23 protein-coding genes are annotated in these 24,791 nt (G+C 57.6%); 9 read left to right on the forward strand and 14 right to left on the reverse strand.

Annotation, left to right across the window (positions count from 1 at the left end):
- The first annotated feature begins 176 nt into the window (after nucleotides 1–176).
- The 3 genes from AWM69_RS12960 to AWM69_RS12970 all read left to right on the forward strand — a co-directional run bounded on the left by AWM69_RS12960 (nucleotide 177) and on the right by AWM69_RS12970 (nucleotide 4,193).
- On the forward strand, nucleotides 177–683 hold the full coding sequence (locus tag AWM69_RS12960) for a sigma-70 family RNA polymerase sigma factor (protein WP_131652241.1): 507 nt from the start codon (nucleotides 177–179) through the stop codon (nucleotides 681–683).
- Nucleotides 680–1,648, forward strand: coding sequence for a FecR domain-containing protein (locus AWM69_RS12965; protein ID WP_218727078.1), 969 nt, complete (start codon nucleotides 680–682; stop codon nucleotides 1,646–1,648). The genes AWM69_RS12960 and AWM69_RS12965 overlap by 4 nt, the downstream gene beginning before the upstream one ends.
- 112 nt (nucleotides 1,649–1,760) lie before the next feature.
- Entirely contained in the window at nucleotides 1,761–4,193 is a 2,433-nt protein-coding gene (locus AWM69_RS12970) for a TonB-dependent receptor (protein ID WP_218727080.1), read from the forward strand.
- A gap of 26 nt (nucleotides 4,194–4,219) precedes the next feature.
- Here the strand turns inward: AWM69_RS12970 and AWM69_RS12975 are convergent, their stop codons facing one another.
- From AWM69_RS12975 to hmpA, 8 genes are all read right to left on the reverse strand, one after another.
- A complete protein-coding gene (locus AWM69_RS12975) occupies nucleotides 4,220–4,780 on the reverse strand; it encodes a DUF924 family protein (protein ID WP_218727082.1) in 561 nt (186 codons plus the stop codon).
- 492 nt (nucleotides 4,781–5,272) lie between these two features.
- The gene (gene cyoE, locus AWM69_RS12980; RefSeq protein WP_131652235.1) at nucleotides 5,273–6,160 is read right to left on the reverse strand and encodes a heme o synthase; all 888 of its coding nucleotides are present in this window, start codon (nucleotides 6,158–6,160) and stop codon (nucleotides 5,273–5,275) included.
- 11 nt (nucleotides 6,161–6,171) lie between these two features.
- Nucleotides 6,172–6,498: a cytochrome o ubiquinol oxidase subunit IV gene (gene cyoD / locus AWM69_RS12985; RefSeq protein ID WP_218727084.1), complete on the reverse strand. Its 327-nt coding sequence runs from the start codon at nucleotides 6,496–6,498 to the stop codon at nucleotides 6,172–6,174.
- Complete coding sequence (locus AWM69_RS12990) at nucleotides 6,498–7,124, reverse strand: cytochrome o ubiquinol oxidase subunit III (protein ID WP_048378129.1); 627 nt, start codon at nucleotides 7,122–7,124, stop codon at nucleotides 6,498–6,500. Before AWM69_RS12990 ends, cyoD begins: the two co-directional genes overlap by 1 nt.
- A gap of 3 nt (nucleotides 7,125–7,127) precedes the next feature.
- Entirely contained in the window at nucleotides 7,128–9,152 is a 2,025-nt protein-coding gene (gene cyoB, locus AWM69_RS12995; protein ID WP_218727086.1) for a cytochrome o ubiquinol oxidase subunit I, read from the reverse strand.
- A 3-nt stretch (nucleotides 9,153–9,155) separates the two neighbouring features.
- Nucleotides 9,156–10,094, reverse strand: coding sequence for a ubiquinol oxidase subunit II (cyoA, locus tag AWM69_RS13000; RefSeq protein ID WP_048378131.1), 939 nt, complete (start codon nucleotides 10,092–10,094; stop codon nucleotides 9,156–9,158).
- Between the two features lie 812 nt (nucleotides 10,095–10,906).
- Nucleotides 10,907–11,407 carry a disulfide bond formation protein B gene (locus AWM69_RS13005; protein WP_218727087.1) on the reverse strand — a complete coding sequence of 167 codons (501 nt, stop codon included), beginning with the start codon at nucleotides 11,405–11,407 and terminating at the stop codon, nucleotides 10,907–10,909.
- Between the two features lie 209 nt (nucleotides 11,408–11,616).
- A complete protein-coding gene (gene hmpA / locus AWM69_RS13010; protein WP_218727089.1) occupies nucleotides 11,617–12,798 on the reverse strand; it encodes an NO-inducible flavohemoprotein in 1,182 nt (393 codons plus the stop codon).
- 155 nt (nucleotides 12,799–12,953) lie between these two features.
- Between hmpA and norR the strand changes: the two genes are divergently transcribed.
- The 3 genes from norR (at nucleotide 12,954) to AWM69_RS13025 (ending at nucleotide 15,980) form a co-directional block, all read left to right on the forward strand.
- Entirely contained in the window at nucleotides 12,954–14,498 is a 1,545-nt protein-coding gene (norR, locus tag AWM69_RS13015) for a nitric oxide reductase transcriptional regulator NorR (RefSeq protein WP_218727091.1), read from the forward strand.
- Nucleotides 14,499–14,602: 104 nt separating this feature from the next.
- A complete protein-coding gene (locus AWM69_RS13020; RefSeq protein ID WP_131652232.1) occupies nucleotides 14,603–15,502 on the forward strand; it encodes a chemotaxis protein in 900 nt (299 codons plus the stop codon).
- Between the two features lie 4 nt (nucleotides 15,503–15,506).
- Nucleotides 15,507–15,980, forward strand: coding sequence for a GNAT family N-acetyltransferase (locus AWM69_RS13025; protein ID WP_218727093.1), 474 nt, complete (start codon nucleotides 15,507–15,509; stop codon nucleotides 15,978–15,980).
- 19 nt (nucleotides 15,981–15,999) lie between these two features.
- Here the strand turns inward: AWM69_RS13025 and AWM69_RS13030 are convergent, their stop codons facing one another.
- Nucleotides 16,000–16,245 carry a hypothetical protein gene (locus tag AWM69_RS13030; protein WP_048378137.1) on the reverse strand — a complete coding sequence of 82 codons (246 nt, stop codon included), beginning with the start codon at nucleotides 16,243–16,245 and terminating at the stop codon, nucleotides 16,000–16,002.
- A gap of 85 nt (nucleotides 16,246–16,330) precedes the next feature.
- A complete protein-coding gene (locus tag AWM69_RS13035; RefSeq protein ID WP_131652230.1) occupies nucleotides 16,331–16,666 on the reverse strand; it encodes a hypothetical protein in 336 nt (111 codons plus the stop codon).
- A 273-nt stretch (nucleotides 16,667–16,939) separates the two neighbouring features.
- Between AWM69_RS13035 and AWM69_RS13040 the strand changes: the two genes are divergently transcribed.
- The 3 genes from AWM69_RS13040 to AWM69_RS13050 all read left to right on the forward strand — a co-directional run bounded on the left by AWM69_RS13040 (nucleotide 16,940) and on the right by AWM69_RS13050 (nucleotide 20,287).
- Nucleotides 16,940–17,164, forward strand: a complete 225-nt coding sequence (locus tag AWM69_RS13040; RefSeq protein ID WP_218727095.1) for a hypothetical protein — start codon at nucleotides 16,940–16,942, stop codon at nucleotides 17,162–17,164.
- A 191-nt stretch (nucleotides 17,165–17,355) separates the two neighbouring features.
- Nucleotides 17,356–18,675 (forward strand): OprD family porin, encoded by a 1,320-nt coding sequence (locus tag AWM69_RS13045; RefSeq protein ID WP_218727097.1) that lies wholly within the window; start codon nucleotides 17,356–17,358, stop codon nucleotides 18,673–18,675.
- Nucleotides 18,676–18,808: 133 nt separating this feature from the next.
- On the forward strand, nucleotides 18,809–20,287 hold the full coding sequence (locus AWM69_RS13050; protein WP_218727099.1) for a sensor domain-containing diguanylate cyclase: 1,479 nt from the start codon (nucleotides 18,809–18,811) through the stop codon (nucleotides 20,285–20,287).
- 50 nt (nucleotides 20,288–20,337) lie between these two features.
- Here the strand turns inward: AWM69_RS13050 and lpxC are convergent, their stop codons facing one another.
- The 4 genes from lpxC to AWM69_RS13070 all read right to left on the reverse strand — a co-directional run bounded on the left by lpxC (nucleotide 20,338) and on the right by AWM69_RS13070 (nucleotide 24,788).
- Complete coding sequence (lpxC, locus tag AWM69_RS13055) at nucleotides 20,338–21,249, reverse strand: UDP-3-O-acyl-N-acetylglucosamine deacetylase (RefSeq protein ID WP_048378142.1); 912 nt, start codon at nucleotides 21,247–21,249, stop codon at nucleotides 20,338–20,340.
- A 112-nt stretch (nucleotides 21,250–21,361) separates the two neighbouring features.
- Complete coding sequence (ftsZ, locus tag AWM69_RS13060; RefSeq protein WP_048378143.1) at nucleotides 21,362–22,576, reverse strand: cell division protein FtsZ; 1,215 nt, start codon at nucleotides 22,574–22,576, stop codon at nucleotides 21,362–21,364.
- 71 nt (nucleotides 22,577–22,647) lie between these two features.
- Entirely contained in the window at nucleotides 22,648–23,907 is a 1,260-nt protein-coding gene (gene ftsA, locus AWM69_RS13065) for a cell division protein FtsA (protein WP_048378144.1), read from the reverse strand.
- Nucleotides 23,908–23,921: 14 nt separating this feature from the next.
- On the reverse strand, nucleotides 23,922–24,788 hold the full coding sequence (locus AWM69_RS13070; protein WP_048378145.1) for a cell division protein FtsQ/DivIB: 867 nt from the start codon (nucleotides 24,786–24,788) through the stop codon (nucleotides 23,922–23,924).
- Nucleotides 24,789–24,791 lie beyond the last annotated feature (3 nt).

A 24,791-nucleotide genomic window follows, 5' to 3' on the forward strand; every position in this document is an offset into this window, starting at 1 on the left:
GCGACAAGGATGTTCTGGCTCAGCCGGCGATTATGCCTGCTTGCCGGGTCTTTCCCCAGTCGTGACAGGCATGATGTTCTGACCACGCCCCGCCTCTTCGCAGTCAGTGATTGCAGTAGCCATCATCTCGCCGCTACTATTGAGAACTATTCGCACTCACCTCTGGATTACCGACGGTGCAACCTCTTCCTTCCCGCAAGCTGGGCTTCTTTTTCAGCGATCATCATCGTTGGCTGTTGCAGCATCTTCAGCGACGTCTGCGCAATCATGCAGATGCTGAAGACACCGCTGCGGATACGTTTTGCCAGATGCTCATGGCCAGGGTTGATCCCGACAGCATTGAGCAGCCTCGGGCTTACCTGGCAACCATCGCCCGACGGCTGATATTCGATCGCCATCGACGGCGCAAGCTGGAAACGGCGTATCTGGAACGTCTGGCCTTGCTCCCCGAAGCCGTAGCGCCGTCGCCCGAAGAGCAGTTGCAGTTGATCGAGGCCTTGGTGGCCATTGATCGGGCTATCGACGGTTTGCCCATGGTGGTCAAAGCGACTTTCCTTTACAGCCAGCTGGATGGCCTGAGTTATGTGGCGATTGCGCACAAGCTGGGGCTGTCTGAGCGCACGGTCAGCCGGTACATGAAACAGGCATTGCGTCAGTGCTACCTGAGCGAAGGGGCCCCATGAGCAAGCCGCGCCTGGACCCGATCAGCGAACAGAGCATTGACTGGATGGTGAAGCTGCGCGCCGGCACACCCGATGCGGCGCTGCTGGAGCGCTTCAATGCGTGGCTGGCACAGGACCCGGCACACGCTCAAGCCTGGGCAACACTGCAGGAGCGTCTTGCTGGTTCTTTCAACACCGTGCGCGCGCTGGATAAACGCGTGCCCGGCCAGGCCGGCGAAGCCCGCCAACTATTGCTGCAACCCAACAGCACGCGACGTGATGCGCTGCGTGCAATCACCGGCCTAGGGTTGCTCGGCGGCGGTTTGTGGCTGGGGGCTCGTAGCCCGATGGGCGATTCGCTGTTGGCGGATCTGTCCACTGGCCGTGGTCAGCAGCAAAACTACAGCCTGGCTGACGGCAGTCGCCTGAGCCTGAACGCCAACAGCGCAGTGAGCCTGCACTTTGATGAGCGTCAACGGTTGATCGTGCTGCACCACGGCGAACTGGTGATTCAGGTGGCATCCGATCCCTTGCGTCCGCTGCGGGTACGGACGGCTGAAGGTGAAGTACAGGCGCTCGGTACGCGTTTTCTGGTCTCCCAGCAAACCTCTGCGACAAGAGTCGTGGTGCTTCAGCACAGCGTCCAGGCACGGTTGTTCAATGGCGTCACGCTCGAGCTACAAGAGGGCCAGTCCGCTGAAATGAATGCCACGAGCATCGTTCCTGTCACTGGAGACCAGCGCCGCCGTGCCGACTGGTTGAACGGAAGGCTGAATGTGCTGGACGAGCCACTGCAGCACGTGGTCGATGCCTTGCGGCCTTATTGCCGAGGGTTCGTGCGGGTGGCACCCGAGGTCCGGCAGTTGCGGGTTCAGGGGGTTTTCCCGCTCAACGACCCCGAACGCACCCTCACCGCGCTGGCGGAAACCCTGCCGATTCGCGTGGACCGTTATGGCCCATGGCTAACCTTGATAGGTACGCGATAGTCCAGCGGCGAGACCTGGATCATCTTTTTATGAAAATGAATCTTATTTGTGTCCGGTTTTCATTTCTCAGCCCACCTATCTCCTGAGACTTCCACACGATCAGGAGAATGCTGTGCTCAACCCGTGGCCCTACACCCTATCTGTCGCCGTTGCCCTGGCAACTCTGGCGAGCCCTGCCCCGGTGCAGGCACAAGAACTGAGCTTCAATCTGCCGGCCGGCCCCTTGGGCAACACGCTAAATGCCATCGCCAGCAAGAGCGGCCAGATCGTCTCGCTTGAGCCTGCGCTGGTACAGGGCAAACAGGCGCCAGCAGTGATCGGTCGGATGTCGCCGGAACAGGCAATGAACAGAGCGCTCACGGGCAGTCAGCTGCAGTTGCGAATCACCGGCCAGGGCAACTTCAGCGTCGAACCCGCCGCACAGGACAGCGGAGCGTTGCAATTGGGCGTCACCAGCATTGTCGAGCGCAGCCTCGACCCCACCAGTGAAGGCTCAGGGTCGTATACGCCCAGAACGGTGACCATCGGCAAGGGTGCCCACACCCTCAAGGAAACCCCGCAATCGGTCACCGTCATCACACGCAAAATGCTCGATGACCAGAACCTGAACACCATCGAACAAGTCATGGAGAAAACCCCGGGCATCACGGTCTATGACTCCCCGATGGGGGGCAAGTACTTCTACTCCCGTGGTTTCCGCATGACCGGCCAATATCAATACGACGGTGTACCGCTGGATATCGGCAGCAGCTATGTGCAAGCCGACAGTTTTAGCAGCGATATGGCGATCTATGACCGGGTCGAAGTATTGCGCGGTGCCGCCGGGATGATGAAAGGTGCCGGGGGCACTGCAGGGGCGGTGAACTTCGTGCGCAAACGCGGTGAATACACGCCCCATACCCAACTGTCGTTGTCGGCTGGCACTTGGGACAATTATCGCGGGCAAATAGATACCGGCGGCCCCCTCAACGAGGACGGCACCTTGCGCGGGCGAGCCGTGGTCACTCAGCAAACGCGCCAGTATTTCTATGATATCGGGGATCGCAAAGACCAGATTTACTATGGTGCGCTGGATTATGACCTGAGCCCCGACACCACCGTGGGAGTCGGTATCGCCTATGAAGATGTGGATGCCACGCCCTGCTGGGGCGGGCTGCCGCGCTATGCCGATGGCAGCGACCTGAAACTCAAGCGCTCCACGTGCCTGAACACCGCCTGGAACCAGCAGCGCAGTCAGCGAACCACCTTCTTTGGCGACATGAAGCACACCTTCAATGATGACTGGGCACTCAAGGTCGCCGGGGTTTACTCGAAAAACACCCAGGACATGGAGTATGCCTTCCCCAGCGGGTCGGTACCGGTCGGCAGCACTCAGTCCAGCACCCCGATGATCGGCAGCATCTATGACTACGACCAGACCGACTACGGTTTTGATGCCTATGTAGATGGCAAATTCGACGCCTTTGGCCAACAGCACGAGCTGATCGTCGGCGCCAACGCCAGCCACTCGCGAAAGGATGATTTCTACGCGGTAGCGCTGTTGCCCGACCGCCAGGATGTGTTGAACCCCAACCACCATCTTGCGCAACCGGACGAAAGTTACTACCTGGCCAATGCCTCCCGGGGCGGCCCGGTCGACATGCGGGTCAAGCAATACGGGGCCTACTCCACGGTCCGCCTGAAACTGGCCGACCCGCTGACCTTTGTACTGGGCAGCCGCGTGAGCTGGTACAAATCCGAAAACGAAAGCGTGTCGTACTACCGGGGTGAAGGTACGCCTTTGCGTTCCGAATCGAGAGAAAGTGGGCAAGTCACCCCGTTTGCCGGCATCTTGTTCGACCTTAACGACAACCTGACCACCTATGCCAGCTACACCGACATCTTCACTCCCCAAGGCAATTACAAAACCATTACGGGGGCCACGCTCAAGCCATTGATCGGGCAGAGCTATGAACTAGGGATCAAGGGCGAATGGTTTGACGGCAGGCTGAACAGCGCCTTCAACCTGTTCCGCACCGTACAGAAAGACGCCGCCCAGGATGACCCGGCCTGCCCGGACAGCAGCTGCTCGCAAAACTCTGGCAAAGTCCGCGCCCAAGGTTTCGAAGCCGAAGTCAGCGGCGAAGTCATCGACCGCTTGCAGTTGCTGGCGGGCTATACCTACACCCAGACCAAGGTGCTGGAAGACGCCGATGCCACTCAGGACGGGCTGTCCTATAACTCGTACGTTCCCCGGCACCTGCTGCGGGTCTGGGCCGATTACGCGCTCAGCGGCCCTCTGGAGCGCGTCACTGTCGGCGCCGGCGTCAATGCCCAAAGCCGCAACTACCGGGTTTCCCCCATCAGCGGCAACGACATCAGCCAATCCGGGTATGCCATCTGGAACGGCCGTATCGGCTACCGCATCGACGACACCTGGTCCGTTGCCCTGAATGGCAACAACCTGTTCGACAAGCGTTATTACGCAACCGTCGGCACCGAAGGATTCGGTAACTTCTATGGCGAGCCCCGCAACCTGGTGATGTCGCTCAAGGCAGACTTCTGAGGGCTTGGCTAACAACGCCGGGTTAGTTACCCGGCAAACCCGCCACTCTCCAGGAATGCCCGCTCAGCCTCTGAGGTCTGCCGACCGAGCATTGCGTTGCGGTGAGGAAAGCGTCCAAAGCGTTCAATGATCTCGGCGTGCTCTTTAGCCCATTTGTCGAGCTCGGGGCTCAGCTGTCGATGCAATGCCAGCGACAGCTGCTGATCCGCAGCCTCTTCTGAATGCTCGAACGGCAAATAGCAAAACAGTCGCAACGAGGCGTCGATGTGTTTATCCAGCCCGGCGTCGATCATTTGGCGGGCATACACACGTGCCAGCGGGTCGGTCGCGAACATATGAGCCGTGCCGCGAAAAGCGTTGCGCGGGTATTGATCCAACAGGATGAGCAATGCCAACGCGCCCTCGGCATCGCCGGCCCAGTGTTCCAGCTCACGTCGGGCGGCCTGAAAGTGAGCCGTGAAAAAGGTCTCGCGAAACCGCTTATCGAACGCCTCACTTTTGGCGAACCAGTGCTTGGGACCGGCCTGCGTCCAGAACTCGATCACTGTTTGCGGTGTCAGTGGCTGTTCACTTTTGATCGTGGTCATGCATCACCCCCTCATTAGATAAAAACCCTGGCTACACCTTAGTACGCGGCAGGCTGCAGCAAAGCAGAGCTCTCAACCCAAGATCACAAATGCGATTAAACGCATGTGCGACATGTGCTTTGATCGGGATAGACTTCGGCCCGCTCAAAAACCGGTAAAGACATTGACCGCGCCGTTTCTCGTACAAGGATTGTCATGCTGTGAAACCCAGTCCAACACCTATATACCCGTGCCTGCCTTAGCCTACAAATCGCGCCTGGCCAGAGAGCTGGCCTCGATCTGCTGGACTGCGGTGCCGCCGGATGCGCAAAAGAGTCGCCCGGCAAAGCTGCTTGAGAAGGCACAGGGGGCTTGCCGGCTACCGCACGCCAGCCATCGCGCCCGATGTACTGCCAGTAATAGCGATGGTCAAGGTTCGACCCGCGTAAAAAACAGGGTGCAAAAAAAGCCCCGCGCTTCTTGTCGAAGGCGGGGCTTTTTGGTCTGGCTGTCTTAGTGCGCGTAAGTCAGTAGCAACTCACTCGGCACTTTGAAGTCCAGAGACATCATGACGCTCAGGGCGGTGATGGTGAAGATCGAGAACACGAACAGCTTGCGTGCCCAGACCTTGTCATCCACTGCCTTGTAGCCTGTCCAGGCCATGTACAACCAGTACATGCCCATCGCGGCTGCCACGGCCATGTAGCTCATGCCGGCGTAACCGCCGAGGGTGAGCATCAAGGTCGCAATCAGGAACGCGAGGATGTAGAGCAGGATGTGCTTCTTGGCAACTTTGATCCCGCGCTTCACTGGCAACACCGGAATCGATGCGGCCAGGTAATCGTTGAAGCGGAAGATTGCAATCGCGTAGGAATGCGGCATCTGCCACAGGCTGAACATCACCAACAGGGTCAGTGCGGCCATGTCGAAGCTGTTGCTCACAGCCACGTAGCCGATAACGGGCGGCATCGCACCGGACAGACTGCCAATCAGCGTGCCGTGAACCGACTTGCGCTTGAAGTACAGGCTGTACAAACCGACGTAGATCACGAAGCCAATCGCAGCGAACAAGGCCGCCAGCGGGTTGGCCACGCGATACAGCAGGACAAGACCGGCGACGCCCAGCAAGGTGGCGTAAATCAGTGCCACCTTGAGGGAAATCAGGCCTTGTACCAGCACGCGGTTTTTGGTGCGGTCCATCTTGATGTCGATGTCACGGTCGATGCAGTTGTTGAACACGCAACCGGACGCCACCACCAGCGAAGTGCCGATCACCGCGGCCAGGAACAGGGCAAGGTCAAAATGCCCCTTCGAGGCCAGGAAGAACCCGCCTGCCACAGAAAGCACGTTACCGAAAATGATCCCCGGTTTGGTGATTTGGATAAAGTGCTTAAAGGACATCGGGTCTTACCTCACTTCGCCATCATTTCAGTGTGGATGCTGAACATGATCCACAGGGACAAGCCCACCAGCAGCACAATAACCAGGGCTGCGAATACCAGCGCCGTGACGTTGTTGCGTTGTGCTGGCGAACGGTCCAGGTGCAGGAAGTACACCAGGTGAACAACCACTTGCACGACAGCGAACAACAGCACGATCGCCAGAGTGGTGAGTTTGGGCAGCGATGGGTACATCACCAGCCCGAACGGAATAACGGTCAGGATCACCGACAGGATGAAGCCGATCGCATAGGACTTCACGCTGCCGTGGTTGGCGCCGTCGGAATGTGCGTTAGCCATTACAAAGTCCCCATCAGGTAAACAACGGTGAATACGCAGATCCACACCACGTCCAGGAAGTGCCAGAACAGGCTCAGGCAGCTCAGGCGCGTCTTGTTGGTCGAGGTCAGGCCGTTTTTCTGCACCTGATACATCATGATCGCCATCCAGATCAGACCGCTGGTCACGTGCAGACCGTGGGTACCGACCAGGGTGAAGAAGCCGGACAGGAAGCCCGAACGGCTAGGGCCGTAGCCCTCGGAGATCAACAGGTGGAACTCGTTGATTTCCATGGCGATGAAGCCTGCACCGAGCAGGAACGTCATGGCCAGCCAGAACAGCACCTGCGGCTTCTTGCCCTTGAACAACGCCAGCATGGCGAAGCCGTAGGTGATCGAGCTGAACAGCAGCAGGGCCGTTTCACCCAGCACATAAGGCAGTTCGAAGATGTCGTGGCCCGACGGGCCACCTGCAACGTTGTTCACCAATACCGCGTATACCGCGAAGATCGACGCAAACAAGATGCAGTCGGTCATCAGGTAGAGCCAGAAACCATAAATGGTTGTCTCGCCCGAATCGTGGTGATGATCATCGTGCTCATGGTCATGACCATGAGCGTTTCCAGCATGAGTCGCTAAGTTCGACATGGTTTAAGCCTGTTCCAACTTGGTTTCAACACGAGTAGCCGGGATTGCTTTGGCGGCTACCAGACGCTTGTGCTGCTCGGCCTCGATACGCTCGATGGTCTCGACCGGCACCATGTAGCCCTGGTCGTCACGGGCAGCGTGGGCAACGAAGACCACGACAGTGCCTACCAGACCAACGATCGCCAACCACCAGATGTGCCAGATCATTGCGAAACCGAACACGGTCAGCAACGCACCCATGTACACACCGGTCGCGGTGTTGTTAGGCATGTGAATCGGCGAGTACTTGGCCGGAGCCTGGTACGCAGTACCGTTTTCCTTGGCTTCGGTGAACGGGTCGATACCGTCAGCTTTTGGCAGTACAGCAAAGTTGTAGAACGGTGGTGGCGACGAAGTCGACCATTCCAGCGTGTGTGCATTCCACGGATCGCCGTGCTCACAGACGTTCTCTGCCAGCTTGCGGTCGCGGATACTGACGTACAGCTGGATCAGTTGGCAGGCGATACCGATAGCGATCAGTGCCGCGCCGAACAGAGCAACGTACAGGTAAGGCACCCACTCAGGGTTGGTGCTGGCGTTCAGACGACGGGTCATGCCCATGAAGCCCAGTGCGTAGAGCGGCATGAAGGCCACGAAGAAGCCGACGCACCAGAACCAGAACGCTGCCTTGCCCCACTTCTCGTTCAGTTTGAAGCCGAACGCTTTAGGGAAGTAGAAGCCGAAGCCTGCGATGTAACCGAATACCGCGCCGCCGATGATCACGTTATGGAAGTGAGCAATTACGAACAGGCTGTTGTGCAGTACGAAGTCAGCACCCGGGATGGCCAGCAGTACGCCAGTCATGCCGCCGATAGCGAAGGTCACCATGAAGCCCAGGGTCCACAGAACCTGGCTGGTGAAGCGCAGACGGCCCTGGTAGATGGTGAATAGCCAGTTGAATAGCTTCACCCCGGTCGGGATCGAAATCAGCATCGTCGCCAGGCCGAAGAAGGCGTTGACGCTGGCCCCCGAACCCATGGTGAAGAAGTGGTGCAGCCAAACCATGAAGCCCAGTACCGAGATCGCGCCGGAGGCGTAGACCATCGAGTGGTGACCGAACAGACGCTTGCCGGTGAACGTGGAGATGACTTCAGAGAAGATCCCGAACGCTGGCAGAATCAGGATGTACACCTCAGGGTGACCCCATGCCCAGAACAGGTTGACGTACATCATTGGATTGCCACCAAGTTCATTGGTGAAAATGTGGAAATCCATGTAGCGGTCAAGTGTCAGCAGTGCCAGGGTAGCCGTCAGGATCGGGAACGAAGCCACGATCAGGACGTTGGCCCAGGTGCAGGTCCAGGTGAAGATCGGCATGTCCATCAGTTTCATGCCTGGGGTACGCATCTTCAGTACGGTCGCCAGGAAGTTAACCCCGGTTAACGTCGTACCCAACCCCGATAGCTGTAGCGCCCAGATGTAGTAGTCCATCCCCACGCCAGGGCTGTACTGCAAGCCCGACAACGGTGGATAGGCAACCCAGCCGGTCTTGGCGAACTCGCCGACGCCCAGCGACAGGTTAATCAGCACAACGCCGGATACCAGCAGCCAGAAGCTCAGGGAGTTCAGGAACGGGTAAGCCACGTCACGTGCGCCAATCTGCAGCGGCACTGCAAGGTTCATCAGGCCGGTGAAGAATGGCATCGCCATGAAGATGATCATGATCACACCGTGAGCGGTGAAGATCTGGTCATAGTGTTCAGGCGGCAGGTAGCCAGGCGAGCCCTCGGTGGCCATGGCCAACTGGGTACGCATCATGACGGCGTCGGCAAAGCCGCGCAGCAGCATGACCATGGCAACGATGATGTACATCACGCCGATTTTCTTGTGGTCGACTGACGTTAGCCATTCAGTCCACAGGTAGGTCCACTTTTTGTAGTACGTGAGTGCTGCAAACAGCGCCAGACCACCAAGCGCGATCATGGCAATGGTGACCATGACAATCGGCTCGTGGAACGGGACCGCTTCCCAACTTAATTTACCAAACATCGTTTACTCCTCTGCCCCGGCAGCTGAATGCGAACTTGTGTCCACCACGTCATTCCCGGCCACTTCTTTCTTCTCGTGCTTGACCGGCTTGCCTGGTGTCATACCTTCGTACTTGTCGACGATTTTCTGAAACAGGTTCGGTGTGTACGAGGAGAACAGCTCCACGGGATTGTTCTGACTGGAGACGGACAAGGCGGCATATGCAGCTTCATCAAGCTGTTTAGGTGACGCTTTGACTTCACTTACCCAGGCATCGAAGTCAGCCTGAGAAGTCGCGATCGCTTTGAATTTCATGCCAGTGAAACCGGCACCGCTGTAGTTGGCAGAGATGCCTTCCATTTCAGCGTTGCGGTTGGCAATCAGGTGCAGCTTGGTCGTCATGCCGGCCATGGCGTAGATCTGACCGCCCAGGCCTGGAATGAAGAACGAGTTCATGACCGTGTCAGAGGTGATACGGAAATTGACCGGGGTGTTGGCCGGGAACACGATCTTGTTGACGGTGGCGATACCCTGTTCCGGGTAGATGAACATCCACTTCCAGTCCATTGCCACCACTTCGATGGTAATCGGCTTGACGTCAGACTCGAGCGGACGATACGGGTCCAGTGCGTGAGTCGACTTGTAGGTGATCACGCCCAGAGCAATGATGATCAGGATAGGAACAGTCCAGATCACGACTTCGATCTTGGTGGAGTGCGACCATTTCGGTGTGTAGGTGGCTTTCGTGTTCGACGCCCGGTATTTCCACGCGAAGATGAAAGTCATCGCGATCACCGGGATCACGACCAAGAGCATGAGCAATGTTGCAGTGATGATCAGATTCTTTTCATCGATGCCGACCTGCCCGACCGGATCGAGCAACGTCATATTGCAGCCTCCCAGCAGCAACGTGCCGAAAAGTGGCAATAAGCCAAAGAGTCTGGGGTACCTTTTTTTAGTCATCTCACGACCTCTAAAACAGCTTGCACAATGCAGTTGGTTGTTTCGCCAACACTTCACCCTGCCAAGGGTTGGCAATTTTCCGGAATTGAATAAGGGCCTGCTCTATCACCATTTGGCGAGTGGGCAAATCCTGGGCTAGCAGTGATTTCTTATTCGATACGTGGTCAATGGCCTTGTCTCAGACCAATTCCATTTGGTGCGGAACTTAGAAGGGTTGCCAGTACCTGGGAATCGCATGGGACATCTGTCATGAACTGCCCAGACGACCGTCAACTCCCCGCTTGGGCTCAGGGATGAGCAGGCTGGACGTTCAGTGCGGGCGATTGTAGTTAGGTAGCTCTCTATAAACCATGTCTTATCTAGAAATAATTCTTCTCGGTTGCCGTAACAATCAATGACTATTTTTACAATTTGCGTTAAAGCACACTCAGACTCCGTTCTTGTAGCACGCTACTTACCCGCATCACAGCGCCCCTTTTTAGCGCACTGCAAGCTCATGGACAACCCGCCGTAATGCCCAAATAAAGAGGGCTACAGCGTTTTTCCATGGAGTGCCGCGGCGTCATTTTCAAGTCTGTGATCAGCGTCAAAACGCCTCAGCCCGAACGCCCTCCACGATGCTCCTGGCGCTTCTTTTGTCAGACAGGGATGCGACCTGCGCACCACCTCGCGTGACAATATGTCGCAGTGTCGCACCCCTTATTTAGCGGGCCGATTCACGCCCTGTTGACATTTTCCTTCAGGCAAAAAAAAGCCCCGTCCCCCCACGAGAGGTACGGGGCCGTCTGCCGGACTCAATCGTCCGGGCGGGATTATTTGCGATTCCGGTAAATGCCCAGCGGTACCAGCACGCTGGTCAACACGAAGGCGAGCAATGCCCACTGCGCCAGCGACAGGCCGAGAACCGGCGGATAGGCCGTCGAGCAAAAGCCGTCAACCTGGAACCCCAGCGGGAAGACCGTCGCCAGAGGCAGGTCGTCCACAATCGGCTGCAACACATCCAGGCCACAGCTGACCGCCGGATTGGCCAAGATAAAAACGTGGCGCCCGGCGGCGACGATCCCGCCGATGGCGCTGAGCACCACCAACCCTTCTAATACCGTGAGGCTACGCCGGGTGGGCATTGCCGCGCCAACAAAGGCGAAAATCGCGATCAACAGCAAGGCGTAACGCTGCAGGATGCACAGCGGGCAAGGCGCCTCACCGAGCACGATTTGCATGTACAGCGCACCGCCGATCAGTGCCAGGCAGATCAGCCCCAGCAGGACCAGAAAACGCTTCTCCCGGCCCAACCGCATCTTGTCTTCCGTCATCCCGCGTCCCTTAACCTGATTGTGTCGATGGTTTTGCAGCTTTCACAAACCGCACAGTTTACACCCAGAGCCACGGCCTGAATGTATGAGAACTGTGCACGGAACGTGTCGCAGGGGGATTAATGAAAGATTAAGGGGGAATGCCCCGGTAGCCGATGGCGAGAGCGAGATTGCCTCGCTCCCGCAGGATTAATACCCGCCCGGGCAGGTTACTCTAGGGCAGCGGCCGGGCCGAAGAACTCATAACGGCTTTGCTTCTCTGGTACACCCAACGCTTTGAGCTGGCGCTTGACCACGCTCATGAACCCTTTAGGGCCCAGGAAATAAGCATCGACATCACGCTCTTGGGGCAACCACTTGGCGAGCACGTCCTCGGTCAGCAGACCCACGTGATCGGCCGCTGGCCCCTGCTCGTCCGGCTCGGCATAACAGTAGAAGCGATGCAGTTGCGGGTGTTGCTCAGCCAGCTCATCGACCCAGTTGCGGAACGCGTGCACATTGGCATTGCGGGCGCAGTGAATGAAGTGAATCGGGCGCTGGGTCGCCAACGCGGCCTCCAGCATCGACAGCGTCGGGGTAATGCCCACACCGCCACTGATCAGCACCAGCGGTTTTTCGCTGGCGGTCAGCGTGAACTCACCCGCCGGCGGGAACAGCTCCAGGGTGTCACCGACCTGCAAGCGATCATGCAGGTAGTTCGACACCACACCACCGGTTTCGCGCTTGACGCTGATGCGATAACGGCCAACCTGGGCCAACGCCGACAATGAATAATTGCGTCGAACTTCTTCGCCATCAATCATCAACTTCATGCCGATGTACTGACCCGGTGCGAAATCGAGAATCGGTTGCTGATCCACAGGACGGAAATAGAACGAGGTGATTTCTGCGCTTTCCTGGACCCTGGCGGCCAGCTTGAACGCACGTCCACCCCGCCAGCCGCCTGGAGCTGCCGCTTTTTCGTCATAGATGGCCGCTTCGGCGCCAATCAGGATATCGGCCAATTGGTTGTAGGCTGCGCCCCAGGCGGCGAGTACTTCAGGCGTGGCAATGTCACTGCCCAGGACTTCCTCAATTGCCCGCAGCAAACAACTGCCGACAATCGGGTAATGCTCGGGGAGGATTTGCAGGGCAACGTGCTTGTTGATGATCTTGGCCACCAGATCACCCAATTGGTCGAGCTGATCGATGTGCCGGGCATACATTAATACGCCATTAGCCAGCGCTCGCGGCTGATCCCCACTGGCCTGATTCGCCTGGTTGAACAGGGAGCGGACCTCAGGATGCTCTGAAAGCATCATGCGGTAAAAGTGGGTGATCAAGGCTTCGCCGCCGCTTTCCAGCAGGGGGACTGTAGATTTGACGATGGCACGGTCCTGAGCAGTAAGCATAGAGTGACTCCTGAGTACGTAGACATTAACTGAACTGCCTTTTACCAATCAGTATTCATGCCAACATTTATGCCCTTTAAAATCAGTAGGTTACAACAAAGATAGTCAATATGACTCCAGCTATCTTATAGTCACTTCGACTACACGAGGTCAAAATGACTGCAAAACCCTTATTAACCGCACTGCTTCCCTTGGTCGCCGACCTGTCCCGCGACCTGCCAGAAAGCGAGCGTTACCGTCGCCTGCTGCAAACCTTGCGCGCCCTGCTTCCGTGTGATGCCGCGGCACTTCTGCGCCTGGACGGTGAATGGCTGGTACCGCTGGCCGTCGATGGCTTAAGCCTCGATACGCTGGGTCGACGCTTTAAAGTCAGCGAGCACCCACGCTTCGAAGCATTGCTCAGCGGTCCTGGCCCCACTCGATTCCCCAGCAACTGTGAGCTGCCAGACCCTTACGACGGCCTGGTCGATGGTTTGACCGAGCATCTCGAGGTGCACGATTGCATGGGCTGCCCGCTGTTTGTCGACGAACGCCCCTGGGGCCTGCTGACCCTGGATGCGCTGGACCCGAAACGCTTTGAGCCGATTGACCTGGATGACCTGCAGGCGTTTGCCAGCCTTGCTGGCGCGACGGTCAATGTCGCTCAACGCATCGAGCGCCTGGCCTTGCGGGTCGAAGACGAGCAACAGAGAGCCGAGCTCTATCGACAGGCCAACGGCTCGCCAAACAAAGAGCTGATCGGCCAGAGCAAAGTCCACAAGCGCCTGCTCGAGGAAATCGCCCTGGTGGGTGGTAGCGACCTGACCGTGTTGATCACCGGCGAAACCGGGGTTGGTAAAGAGCTGGTGGCCAATGCCATCCACGCGGCTTCGCCACGGGCCGATAAACCCATGATCAGCCTGAACTGCGCGGCACTCCCCGACACCTTGGTGGAAAGCGAGTTGTTTGGCCATGTACGCGGCGCTTTTACCGGGGCGACCCAGGATCGTCGGGGCAAGTTCGAACTGGCCAATGGCGGCACCCTGTTTCTGGATGAAGTCGGGGAGCTGTCACTGACGGTACAGGCCAAGCTGCTGCGGGTGCTGCAGAGCGGGCAATTGCAGCGCCTGGGCTCAGACCTGGAACACCAGGTCGATGTGCGCCTGATCGCCGCGACCAACCGCGATCTGGCCGAAGAAGTGCGCAGCGGTCGCTACCGTGCCGACTTTTATCATCGCCTGAGTGTTTACCCGCTGAATGTGCCCGCCCTGCGTGAACGCGGGCGCGACGTGCTGTTGTTGAGCGGTTTCTTTCTCGAGCAAAACCGTTCTCGCATGGGCCTGGGCAGCTTGCGCCTGAGCCCCGACGCGCAAGCGGCTCTGGTGCATTACCCCTGGCCGGGCAATGTGCGCGAACTGGAACACCTGATTGGCCGCAGCGCACTCAAGGCACTGGGTAATTGCACCACACGCCCGCGCATCCTGACCTTGACCGCCGCTGACCTGGACTTGCCCACAACCCTCCAGACCGCAGCCGTGGAAGCCCCCGAACAGGTGCCGCACGCTACAGGTGATCTGCGCCAGGCCACTGAAAACTATCAGCGCCAGATCATCAGCGCCTGCCTGGAACGTCATCAACACAACTGGGCGAGTGCCGCCCGCGAACTGGGGCTGGACCGGGCCAACCTGGGGCGGATGGCCAAGCGTTTGGGATTGAAATAACGACTGCTGCCCAGTCGGACGTAGCCTAGAACAGCGCTACAGGAATAGGCTTAGAGGTCGATAACCCTCTATTGCCCGCCACTCTTGGTTTTTAGAAGGTTTTTATGTCATCCCAGTCCGCCCGCGCAGATTCACTTTCGCTGCTGCTGTTTACCTTGCGCAGCGGCAAGCTGATGGCGATCAACCTGTTGAAAGTCAGTGAAATCATCCCCTGCCCACCGCTGACGAAAATGCCTGAGTCGCATCCTCACGTGAAAGGCATTGCCGTGTTGCGCGGTGCCTCTTTATCGGTGATCGACTTGAGCCGTGCCATCGGTGAACAACCGTTGCTGGATCCAGCAGGCGGCTGCCTGATCGTCACCGAGGTCAGCCGCTCCAAACAGGGTTTGCACGTACAGGCAGTGAGCAAAATCATCCATTGTTTGAGCACCGATATTCGCCCACCACCCTACGGCTCCGGCAAGCGCTCATACATTACCGGTGTCACCCAGGTCGATGGCGTATTGGTGCAAGTGCTCGATATCGAAAAAGTGATCCACGGTATTACCCCGGCGCGCGTGGAGGCGACCCCGCCAGCCTTGAGTCCTGAAGAGGCGCAACTACTGGCCAACGCACGAATCCTGGTGGTGGATGACAGCCAAGTGGCGCTGCAACAATCGGTCATTACCCTGCGCAATCTGGGACTGCATTGCCACACAGCGCGCAGCGCGAAAGAGGCCATCGAGCGCCTGCTGGAACTGCAGGGCACACCGGACCAGATCAACGTGCTGGTGTCTGACATCGAGATGTCCGAAATGGACGGTTATGCGTTCACCCGGACCGTGCGCGACACCCCGGATTTTGCCCACCTTTACGTACTGCTCCACACCTCGCTGAACAGCGCGATGAACAGTGAGAAGGCGCGCCTGGCCGGGGCCAACGCTGTACTGACCAAGTTCTCGTCACCCGAGCTGACGCAATGCCTGATCCTTGCCGCTCGTACAGTGAACGAGCAAGGTTACTGAACCGATGAACTCTGACGGCCTGCTGTTGCGCAAAGACCTGAGGGGTGCGCTCAACATTGTGCAATGGCCTGCGCATGTCAGCCTGGTAACCCTGCGCGATGACCTGCTACTGCCCGTTCATGCCTTGCTCCGCCAGGGGTATGCCGACGCCAGCGGCAGCCTCGAACCGTTTGCTATCTGGTGTCAGCGCTGGCGCGGGGATGCCGAATACGACCCGCAGCTGTGCTTTATCGCAATGCGTGACGGGGACGTGGTCGGAGTGGCACACGGCTGGACCAGCGCTTATCTCAAAGACTTGGTCGTACACGCGCGCTATCAAGGGCAAGGGATTGGCAGAGCACTGCTGGCGCAGGTCTTTGATGCATACAAACAGCGCGGTGAGCCCTGGGTCGACCTGAGGGTCATGCAGGACAACGTGCGGGCTCGCCGAATGTATGAGCGAGCCGGCATGGTTCAGGTTCAACGCGTCGAGCTGTGAACGAGGAACCGACGTTAAATCAACGCTTGCCCATGGTTTTACGTGTGCCGTGAGGCGGAGCGTCAGGGGTTTTGTGGTGATGGCCCGAATTCCCCTTCTGGTAATACGCCTGACCCTCTGTCTTGGCCTTGGCAAAAGCTGACGGCTTGAACGGAAAGGTGAACGCAGGAATCGCCGGTTTTGCCGGAGTGTTCTGCGCGGTTTCAGTTTCAACCTGTTCAGTGTCCAGGGCGTCAGGAGCCGTCGGTTGTGTAGGGGAAGTCATGAAAGCTCCGGAGAATGCAGTAAATGTATCGGGCCAAGTGGCGCAAGACCGCGCAGTATACCTGTCTGATTCCTCGGCGTTGCAGTCATAGGTAGGAAATCGTCACGATCCCTTTGCTCCCGGATGCGTCTTCGCTGTACGCCGAGGGCTGTATGAGCTGAAAAGAGGTGACGAACGGTACAACATCGGCACCACACCCTTCGCGGGCCATATTGACCGCGAGCATCACCCGGGGAGTGACTTCGACCAGCCGGGTGAGAGGCCCGAAGTCTATCGAGCCCACGACCCCGGTCTCGCATACTGACTCAACCACCGCGCCCTGAAGCACCAGCCTCCCACTTGAGATGTTCGGTTGCGCACACACCTGCATCGACAACCAGAACACGGCGCACGCGGCGAAACGCTTCGACGATAAAACCATGAGCACCTCCCGAATCAGGAACGCCCCTGTGCGCCCGCTCTTTCTTAAACAGTCGGCCGCCCTGTGCGCTTCTTGATGCTGGCACGCAATTAACGGCTCATCGATTGACCGCCTGAGCCCGCCCTGCTCTGGGCGATGTGTCTAGCCCGCCACTCCCCTGCTTTGTTACCCATTACGCAAAAGTGCTTGTCCAGAACAGGGCTTTTTCACGGGGTGAGAGCGCTATATTTTGATCGCACCACACAGAACTTGCTCAGCAAGAAGGTCTTTGAAATGTCCAGCAGCATGGGTATGGCCAGCGTTTTCGTTTTGTCGTCTTTGTTATTGTCGCCCTTGGCCATGGCGGAAGAATCACCAGCGTTCGTCGCACAAAATGCAGCCCGTGCGGCCGCTTTTGAGAAGAGCCAGGCGGAGCTCACAGCACGCCATCAAAACGACGCAAAACCACAGAAAACACAGGCTACAACCAGCTCTGCGGATCAATCAAAAGACAGCTGATCGCACGCCTGAAGACTTCCCGACCCAATCAGCCATGACATGAAAACATGACTGATTGTTTCAAAAGCCGCTACCATAGCGGCTTTTTTTTGTTTGTCATAAAGCTGCCCGAACGCTGGTCGCCTTTGCACAAGAACGGAATTATCTAAAGAAAATAAAAATTGCCGCCAATCTCAAGGAGCTCTCCAACAGTGATTCACTCACTCAAACTCAGCCCACTATTCATTGCCCTGGCCGCAACGATCCCGACATTTGCCTTTGCAGAAGACGAAGCCTCAAAAGACGGTTTCATTGAAGGCTCCAGCCTCAAGCTACATGCCCGCAACTACTATATGAACCACGACATCCGTGGCCCGCACGCCGAGGACAGTAAAGAATGGGGCCAAGGCTTTCTTGGCAAATTCGAATCGGGGTTTACCCAGGGCGTGGTGGGGTTTGGCCTGGACGTGCATGCCATGCTCGGCTTGAAACTCGACGGCGGCGGCGGTACCGATGGCAGCAGCATCCTGCCGGTCAGCGACGGCAGCGGCAAAGCCCCAACAGCCTTCTCTACAGCAGGTGCAGCGCTGAAAATGCGCGCGTTTGATACTGAACTCAAAGCCGGCGACCTGTTCTTGACCAACCCGGTGATTGCCGGCGGTGAAACGCGCATGCTCCCGCAAACGTTCCGCGGTGTGAGCCTGACCAATACTCACTTTGACGGCTGGATGTTTGAAGGAGGCCAGGTCAGCTTCAACAAACCGTACAACCAGAGCGGCGCGCACCGCCTGACCACCACCTACGGCGACCTGGGTGAGCAGTCCATCAAACACCTGACCTGGGCCGGCGCGTCGTGGAGCGCGATTCCTGAACTCAGCAGCAGTTTATATGCTGCCGAGTTGAAGGATGTCTGGAACCAGTACTACTACGACCTGGATTACACCTATGCGGTGAATGAAAGCATCAGCCTGAACCCGGGCCTGCATTTCTATCACACCCAGGACACTGGCAAAGCCCTGCTGGGCGATATCAATAACAACACATTCAGTCTGCACCTTGCCGTGGCGATGGCCGGGCACACGGTGACCGCGGCCTACCAGCGGGTCAACGGCGATACCCCGTTCGACTACATCAATCAGGGCGACAGTGTTTACCTCGATAACTCGCGGCAGTACTCGGACTTCAACGGCCCCAACGAACGCTCATGGAAGCTTCAGTATGAATATGACTTCAGCGGCCTCGCAGTTGCCGGCCTGACCGCCAGCGCCTCGTACTCTCGAGGCGAGCTGGATCTGACCAAGGCCGACCCGAACAGCATCGGCTATGGCAATTGGTACAACCCGCAAGGCAAAAACGCCCATCACTGGGAGCGCGACCTGGGGCTCAAGTACGTCATTCAGGAAGGCAAGGCCAAAGATCTGGCGGTCAGCTTGCGCTGGGCAACCAACCGCGGCAATGACGCCTACCAGAGCGTAGACAGCGATGTTGATGAGTACCGCGTCATCATCGACTATCCTCTCGATGTGTTTTAAAAGCGTGTTCACAGGGCCAGCTTTTTAGCTGGCCTTGTGCCTTAATGGCGACACATTATGTCGATGCACGCATCGCATCCATGAGGGTCACGTCATTAAATACTTTCCCCGTTCCCACATCATCACGCGTCGTATGCTGGTCGGGGCCACTGCGCTGTCGGTGCTCACTATTTTGAGCATCGTGAGTTACTTGCTGGTCCGGGAATACCGCAATACCGCACAAGAGGCAACGCGTGCCGCGATGAACATCGTGCAGTTGATCGACCGTGATGTCCGCAACACAGTGACCCTGTATGACTCCGCGCTGGTGCGCGTGACTAACTTGCTGCAAAGCGGAGCCCTCACCCCCCTCCCCCCACAGACCCGCCATTTACTGTTATTCGACAGAACTTCAGAGCTTCCGTCCTGTGACGGTTTTTTCGTCGTGGATGCCTCGGGCAAGCTGATTACCAGCTCCCGCCCCGGCCAGCCAACGGACCTCAACCTCACGGAACAACCTTGGTTCAAGGTGCATCAGGCCATGACCAATGAAGAGATTTTCATCAGCAACCCTTTTCAGACAAGCCGCGCCCCGAATGACTGGAGCATCCGCTTCAGCCGCCGTATGTCGGGACCGGACGGGGAGTTTCGCGGGGTGGCGGTGGCCCAGATGAAACTGAGTTACTTCACTAGCCTGTTACGCGGCCTGGATGTCGGCATACATGGCAACATCAGCCTTGTCAGCACCGATGGCACGCTGCTGATGCAATACCCTCAGACCGAGGTGATTCGCATTGGCCAAAACGTGAGCCAGGCACCCAACTTCATCAGATTCCTGAATGAGCGCTACGGCAGTTTCATCGCCATGTCCGGGCTTTATCACGTTGAACGCCTGTATAACTTCTCTCAGGTACGCGACCTGCCGATGATCGTGGTGGTCGCCCTGTCCACCCGCACCATTTTCAGTAATTGGCAGCACACTGCCCTGCTGATCGGCGCGACGACCCTGATTCTCTGTCTGGGCATGATATGGCTGACCTGGCTGTTGCTGCGCGAGCTGCGCCTGCGCCAGCATGCCGAACGTGACCTTGCCGGGCTGGCGTCGACGGATCCGTTGAGCGGGCTGGCCAACCGCCGAACGCTGGACGACAAGCTGGATCATGAGTGGCGCAGAGCGCAACGCGCCGGCAACCCCATATCGCTGATCATGATTGACGTCGACCACTTCAAGGCCTTTAACGACACCTATGGACACCAGGCCGGTGATGAAGCACTGCGCCGGGTCGCGCACGTGATCAAGGCACACTTGCGGCGCCCTGCCGACCTCGCCGCGCGCTACGGGGGGGAAGAGTTTGCGGTGGTGCTGAGTGATACCGATGCCACGGGCACCCGTACGCTGGCCGAAAAGATCCGCACAGCCGTCGAATACATCGAGCCTGTGATTCCAAACGGGAAAAAACTCACGATCAGCCTGGGAGCCTGCACCCGCTACGCCAAGCCCGGCGATGAGCTGAGAGCCCTTGTCAGCACTGCCGACAAAGCCCTTTACCAGGCCAAAAAGGGCGGGAGAAACCGCGTCGTAGACATCAATGAAACGGGGCTGAACGCCCTGAAACCGATCGTCGCGCCATAAAAAAAGGCCACCCGGAGGTGGCCTTCAAAAACTAGAGAAAGAAGTTTTACTTAAACTGCCGCAACCGGACGCATGTACGAGATCGGTGCAGTGCTGGCATCTTCAAAGGTCACGACTTCCCATGCGTCTTTCTGCTCAATCAGCTTGCGAAGCAGCTGGTTGTTCAGTGCATGGCCAGACTTGAAGCCCTTGAACTCACCAATCAGGCTATTGCCCAACAAGTAGAGGTCACCAATAGCATCGAGGATCTTGTGCTTCACGAACTCGTCTTCATAGCGAAGGCCGTCTTCGTTCAGCACACCGTCCGCATCGACCACGATGGCGTTTTCAACGCTACCGCCGAGTGCGAGGTTGTGCTTGCGCAGGTACTCGATGTCACTCATGAAACCAAAAGTACGCGCACGGCTGACTTCTTTTACAAACGAAGTGCTCGAGAAATCCACGCTTGCACTTTGGGTGCGATTACGGAAAACAGGGTGATCGAAATCGATCTCGAAACTCACCTTGAACCCTTCGAAAGGGACGAAAGTGGCGCGCTTGTCGCCGTCTTCCACTGTCACTTCACGCAGGATGCGGATGAATTTCTTCGGCGCGTCCTGTTCTTCCAGGCCGGCAGATTGAATCAGGAACACGAAAGGTCCGGCGCTACCGTCCATAATCGGGACTTCAGACGCGGAGAGTTCGACGTAGGCGTTATCGATCCCCAGGCCAGCCATGGCCGAGAGCAAGTGCTCTACCGTGTCTACTTTGGTATCGCCATTGACCAACGTGGTCGACATCGTTGTCTCGCCGACGTTTTCCGCGCGAGCAGGGATCTGCACCACAGGGTCAAGGTCTGCACGACAAAACACGATGCCGGTGTCCACAGGCGCAGGCTTGAGGGTCAGGTAGACCTTCTCACCGGAGTGCAGGCCGACACCTGTGGCACGGATAATATTTTTCAGGGTGCGTTGTTTAATCATGGCATTGGCCGCTTCAGCGCAAATTGCGAACTGGTATCAACAAAGGCTGGCGATAATAGCAGACCGAGCCTTTGCTGAACACCAATCACCTTAATCCCCCTGATTGATTTCATTAATCAGCCTGTCGACGCAGGAAAGCCGGGATGTCCAGGTAATCCAAATCGTCTTGAGGATTGAGCTTGGCAGCGGTCGTCGCGCCTTGCTGAGCCTGATTACGCATCACGGTCGGGCGGTCCAGATCACGGTAGTTAACCACCGGTTGTTCCTGACGCTCGGTACGAGCTTCCTGACGAGCCGCCGCCGAATTCGACGACGAAGCTGCGTAAGTGGCTTGAACGCTGTTGTCGATAACCTTGACCGGCTTCTCGATTTTAGCGCCCAGACCGGTCGCAACCACGGTCACATGCAGTTCGTCACGCATGTCCGGATCGATAACCGTACCGACCTTGACCATCGCGTGCTCGGAAGCAAAGGCTTCGATGATGCTACCCACGTCGGAATACTCACCCAGGGACAGGTCAGGACCGGCGGTGATGTTCACCAGGATGCCGCGTGCGCCTTCCAGGTTTACGTCTTCGAGCAACGGATTGCGGATAGCCGCTTCTGTTGCTTCACGTGCACGGTTCGGACCGCTGGCGCAGCCAGTGCCCATCATCGCCATGCCCATTTCGCTCATCACGGTACGTACGTCGGCAAAGTCGACGTTGATCATGCCCGGACGCTTGATGATGTCGGAAATACCGCGAACGGCACCGGCCAGTACGTCATCTGCCTTCGCGAAAGCCGACAGCAGGCTGGCGTCCTTACCGAGGATAGTCAGCAGTTTTTCGTTCGGAATCGTGATCAACGAATCGACGCTTTCGGACAACAGACGAATACCTTCGTCTGCGATCTGCATGCGCTTGCGACCTTCGAACGGGAACGGACGTGTCACCACCGCAACGGTGAGAATGCCCATTTCCTTGGCCACTTCGGCAATGATCGGCGCAGCACCGGTACCGGTACCACCGCCCATGCCCGTGGTGATGAACACCATGTTGGTGCCCTGCAGCACTTCAGCGATGCGCTCTCGGTCTTCCAGAGCGGCCTGACGACCTACCTCCGGATTCGCGCCGGCACCCAAGCCCTTGGTCACACCGGTGCCCAGTTGCAGGATGGTACGGGCGCCGATGCTTTTCAGCGCTTGCGCGTCGGTGTTGGCGCAGATGAATTCCACACCTTCGATGTTGCTCTTAACCATATGGTTAACAGCATTACCACCGCCACCACCCACACCGATAACCTTGATTACCGGGCTTTGCGGGATGTTGTCTACGAGTTCGAACATTTTCCCTCTCCTTTCATTTCTCTAGTTTTTTCGCCTACTTCTACTGCCATGAAACTTTTATTGCTCAAGCTTTAAAAGTTGCCTTGTACCCAACGCTTGAGGCGTTCGAGCACAGGGGCTTTTTGTTCATCACTGCTGTAGTTGTCGCGGTTGCTGATACCCGACATGGAGATGCCGTCTGACTGCTTTTGCAGTCCGTACAGCAACAAGCCCACAGCGGTGGAATAAATCGGATTACGTACGACGTCGGCCAGGCCTTCGAAGCTGTGCGGTACACCCAGACGAACCGGCATATGGAAGATTTCTTCGGCCAGTTCGACCGCGCCTTCCATCTTCGAGGTGCCGCCGGTCAGGACGATGCCCGCCGGGATCAGGTCTTCGTAGCCACTGCGACGCAGTTCGGCCTGAATCAGCGTGAACAGCTCGTCGTAGCGTGGCTCAACCACTTCGGCCAGCGCCTGACGGGACAGCTCGCGCGGAGGACGGTCACCGACGCTAGGCACCTTGATGGTTTCACCGGCACCCGCCAGCTTGGCCAGGGCACAGGCGTAACGGATTTTGATTTCTTCGGCATATTGGGTCGGTGTACGCAACGCCATCGCGATGTCGTTGGTCACCTGATCACCCGCAATCGGGATCACGGCCGTATGACGAATCGCGCCTTCGGTAAAGATCGCGATATCCGTGGTGCCGCCGCCGATGTCGACCAGGCAGACACCCAGTTCTTTTTCGTCATCGGTCAGCACCGAGTAAGCCGACGCCAGTTGCTCGAGGATGATGTCATCCACTTCAAGGCCACAGCGGCGTACGCACTTTTCGATGTTCTGCGCGGCATTCACTGCGCACGTCACCACGTGCACTTTCGCCTCAAGACGTACGCCCGACATGCCCAGTGGCTCACGAACGCCTTCCTGGTTGTCGATCACGTAATCCTGCGGCAGGGTGTGCAACACACGCTGGTCAGCCGGAATGGCGACTGCTTGAGCGGCGTCGAGCACTCGCTCCAGGTCTGCCGAGCTGACTTCACGATCCCGAATCGCCACGATGCCGTGGGAGTTCAGGCTGCGGATGTGATTACCCGCCACACCGACGAATGCCGAGTGAATCCGGCAACCTGCCATCAATTGAGCTTCTTCCACTGCGCGCTGGATCGACTGCACGGTGGATTCAATATTCACCACCACGCCTTTCTTCAAGCCACGGGATGGATGGGTGCCGATACCGACGATTTCGAGCTGGCCATCGGCCGCGACTTCGCCTACCAGCGCAACCACTTTGGAGGTGCCGATATCCAGGCCGACGATCATTTTGCCGCTTTGCACATTTGCCATGGTCCTGCCTCTTCTTAATTCTTCGCGACAGCGGGTTCGGCTATCGTGGGTGCCACAGGTTCCCGCCAGCCGACGGCCAATCCGTTGGCATAGCGCAAATCAATGCGCGCTATGTTCGTAATCTGTTCTTTCAACGTTTTTTCATAGATGGCTATGAAGCGACGCATTTTTTCTACCAGGTGATCGCGCCCCAACAACAGCTCGATCCCAGGCCCTGCACTGCCAGCTCCGGTGGTCAGGAACCAGCTACCGCGCTCACGCAATTCCAGCCGGGCAATGGAAAAGCCCATCGGACGCAGCATCTGGCTCAACACCTGATACTGCTGCATCACTTGCTGCTGAGCCCGTTGTGGACCAAACAGCTGCGGCAAATGCTCATAATTGGCCAGCTCACGCGGTGTAAATGCCTGGCCCTGGTTGTTCAGCAGCGCTTCATCTCCCCAACGGGCAACCGGCAGTTGCTCCTCAAGGCGAATCACCACCTGGTCCGGCCACACCCGACGTACTTCGGCGTGAGCGATCCATGGCATTTGTTCCAGCTCGGTGCGCATGCCTTCCAGGTCGACCGTGAAGAAGCTGGCCGCCACATAAGGGGCGATTCGCTGCTGTACGGCTTGCTGACTGATGTAGGACAAATCGCCCTGAACATTGATATTGGTGATCGGGCGATCTGCATACGGCATCAGACGCTGCGCACCTTCGTACGTACCAAAGCCCAGCGCGACCAACACAACGGGCCAGAACAATGCCTTCAAAAAACCAAAATTGGCTTTTGGCAGGCGCACCGACATCGGCTCTTTAGCCACCATCCGGCTGGCACCACGCGGTACCGGCTTGCGGCCGGGAGCGGGTGGTTGATGACGAAGCTGGGCGCCTTGCATGGT

This window comes from Pseudomonas sp. D1HM (assembly GCF_019266105.1).
Lineage (GTDB): Bacteria > Pseudomonadota > Gammaproteobacteria > Pseudomonadales > Pseudomonadaceae > Aquipseudomonas > Aquipseudomonas taetrolens.

Bases quoted from the DNA above. Each gene is read 5' to 3' on its own strand.
- AWM69_RS12965 (WP_218727078.1), top strand. From the start codon at position 680: ATGAGCAAGCCGCGCCTGGACCCGATCAGCGAACAGAGCATTGACTGG.
- AWM69_RS12975 (WP_218727082.1), bottom strand. From the start codon at position 4,780: ATGACCACGATCAAAAGTGAACAGCCACTGACACCGCAAACAGTGATC.
- cyoE (WP_131652235.1), bottom strand. From the start codon at position 6,160: ATGTCCTTTAAGCACTTTATCCAAATCACCAAACCGGGGATCATTTTC.
- cyoD (WP_218727084.1), bottom strand. From the start codon at position 6,498: ATGGCTAACGCACATTCCGACGGCGCCAACCACGGCAGCGTGAAGTCC.
- AWM69_RS12990 (WP_048378129.1), bottom strand. From the start codon at position 7,124: ATGTCGAACTTAGCGACTCATGCTGGAAACGCTCATGGTCATGACCAT.
- cyoB (WP_218727086.1), bottom strand. From the start codon at position 9,152: ATGTTTGGTAAATTAAGTTGGGAAGCGGTCCCGTTCCACGAGCCGATT.
- cyoA (WP_048378131.1), bottom strand. From the start codon at position 10,094: ATGACTAAAAAAAGGTACCCCAGACTCTTTGGCTTATTGCCACTTTTC.
- AWM69_RS13005 (WP_218727087.1), bottom strand. From the start codon at position 11,407: ATGACGGAAGACAAGATGCGGTTGGGCCGGGAGAAGCGTTTTCTGGTC.
- hmpA (WP_218727089.1), bottom strand. From the start codon at position 12,798: ATGCTTACTGCTCAGGACCGTGCCATCGTCAAATCTACAGTCCCCCTG.
- norR (WP_218727091.1), top strand. From the start codon at position 12,954: ATGACTGCAAAACCCTTATTAACCGCACTGCTTCCCTTGGTCGCCGAC.
- AWM69_RS13020 (WP_131652232.1), top strand. From the start codon at position 14,603: ATGTCATCCCAGTCCGCCCGCGCAGATTCACTTTCGCTGCTGCTGTTT.
- AWM69_RS13025 (WP_218727093.1), top strand. From the start codon at position 15,507: ATGAACTCTGACGGCCTGCTGTTGCGCAAAGACCTGAGGGGTGCGCTC.
- AWM69_RS13030 (WP_048378137.1), bottom strand. From the start codon at position 16,245: ATGACTTCCCCTACACAACCGACGGCTCCTGACGCCCTGGACACTGAA.
- AWM69_RS13035 (WP_131652230.1), bottom strand. From the start codon at position 16,666: ATGGTTTTATCGTCGAAGCGTTTCGCCGCGTGCGCCGTGTTCTGGTTG.
- AWM69_RS13040 (WP_218727095.1), top strand. From the start codon at position 16,940: ATGTCCAGCAGCATGGGTATGGCCAGCGTTTTCGTTTTGTCGTCTTTG.
- AWM69_RS13050 (WP_218727099.1), top strand. From the start codon at position 18,809: ATGCTGGTCGGGGCCACTGCGCTGTCGGTGCTCACTATTTTGAGCATC.
- lpxC (WP_048378142.1), bottom strand. From the start codon at position 21,249: ATGATTAAACAACGCACCCTGAAAAATATTATCCGTGCCACAGGTGTC.
- ftsZ (WP_048378143.1), bottom strand. From the start codon at position 22,576: ATGTTCGAACTCGTAGACAACATCCCGCAAAGCCCGGTAATCAAGGTT.
- ftsA (WP_048378144.1), bottom strand. From the start codon at position 23,907: ATGGCAAATGTGCAAAGCGGCAAAATGATCGTCGGCCTGGATATCGGC.
- AWM69_RS13070 (WP_048378145.1), bottom strand. From the start codon at position 24,788: ATGCAAGGCGCCCAGCTTCGTCATCAACCACCCGCTCCCGGCCGCAAG.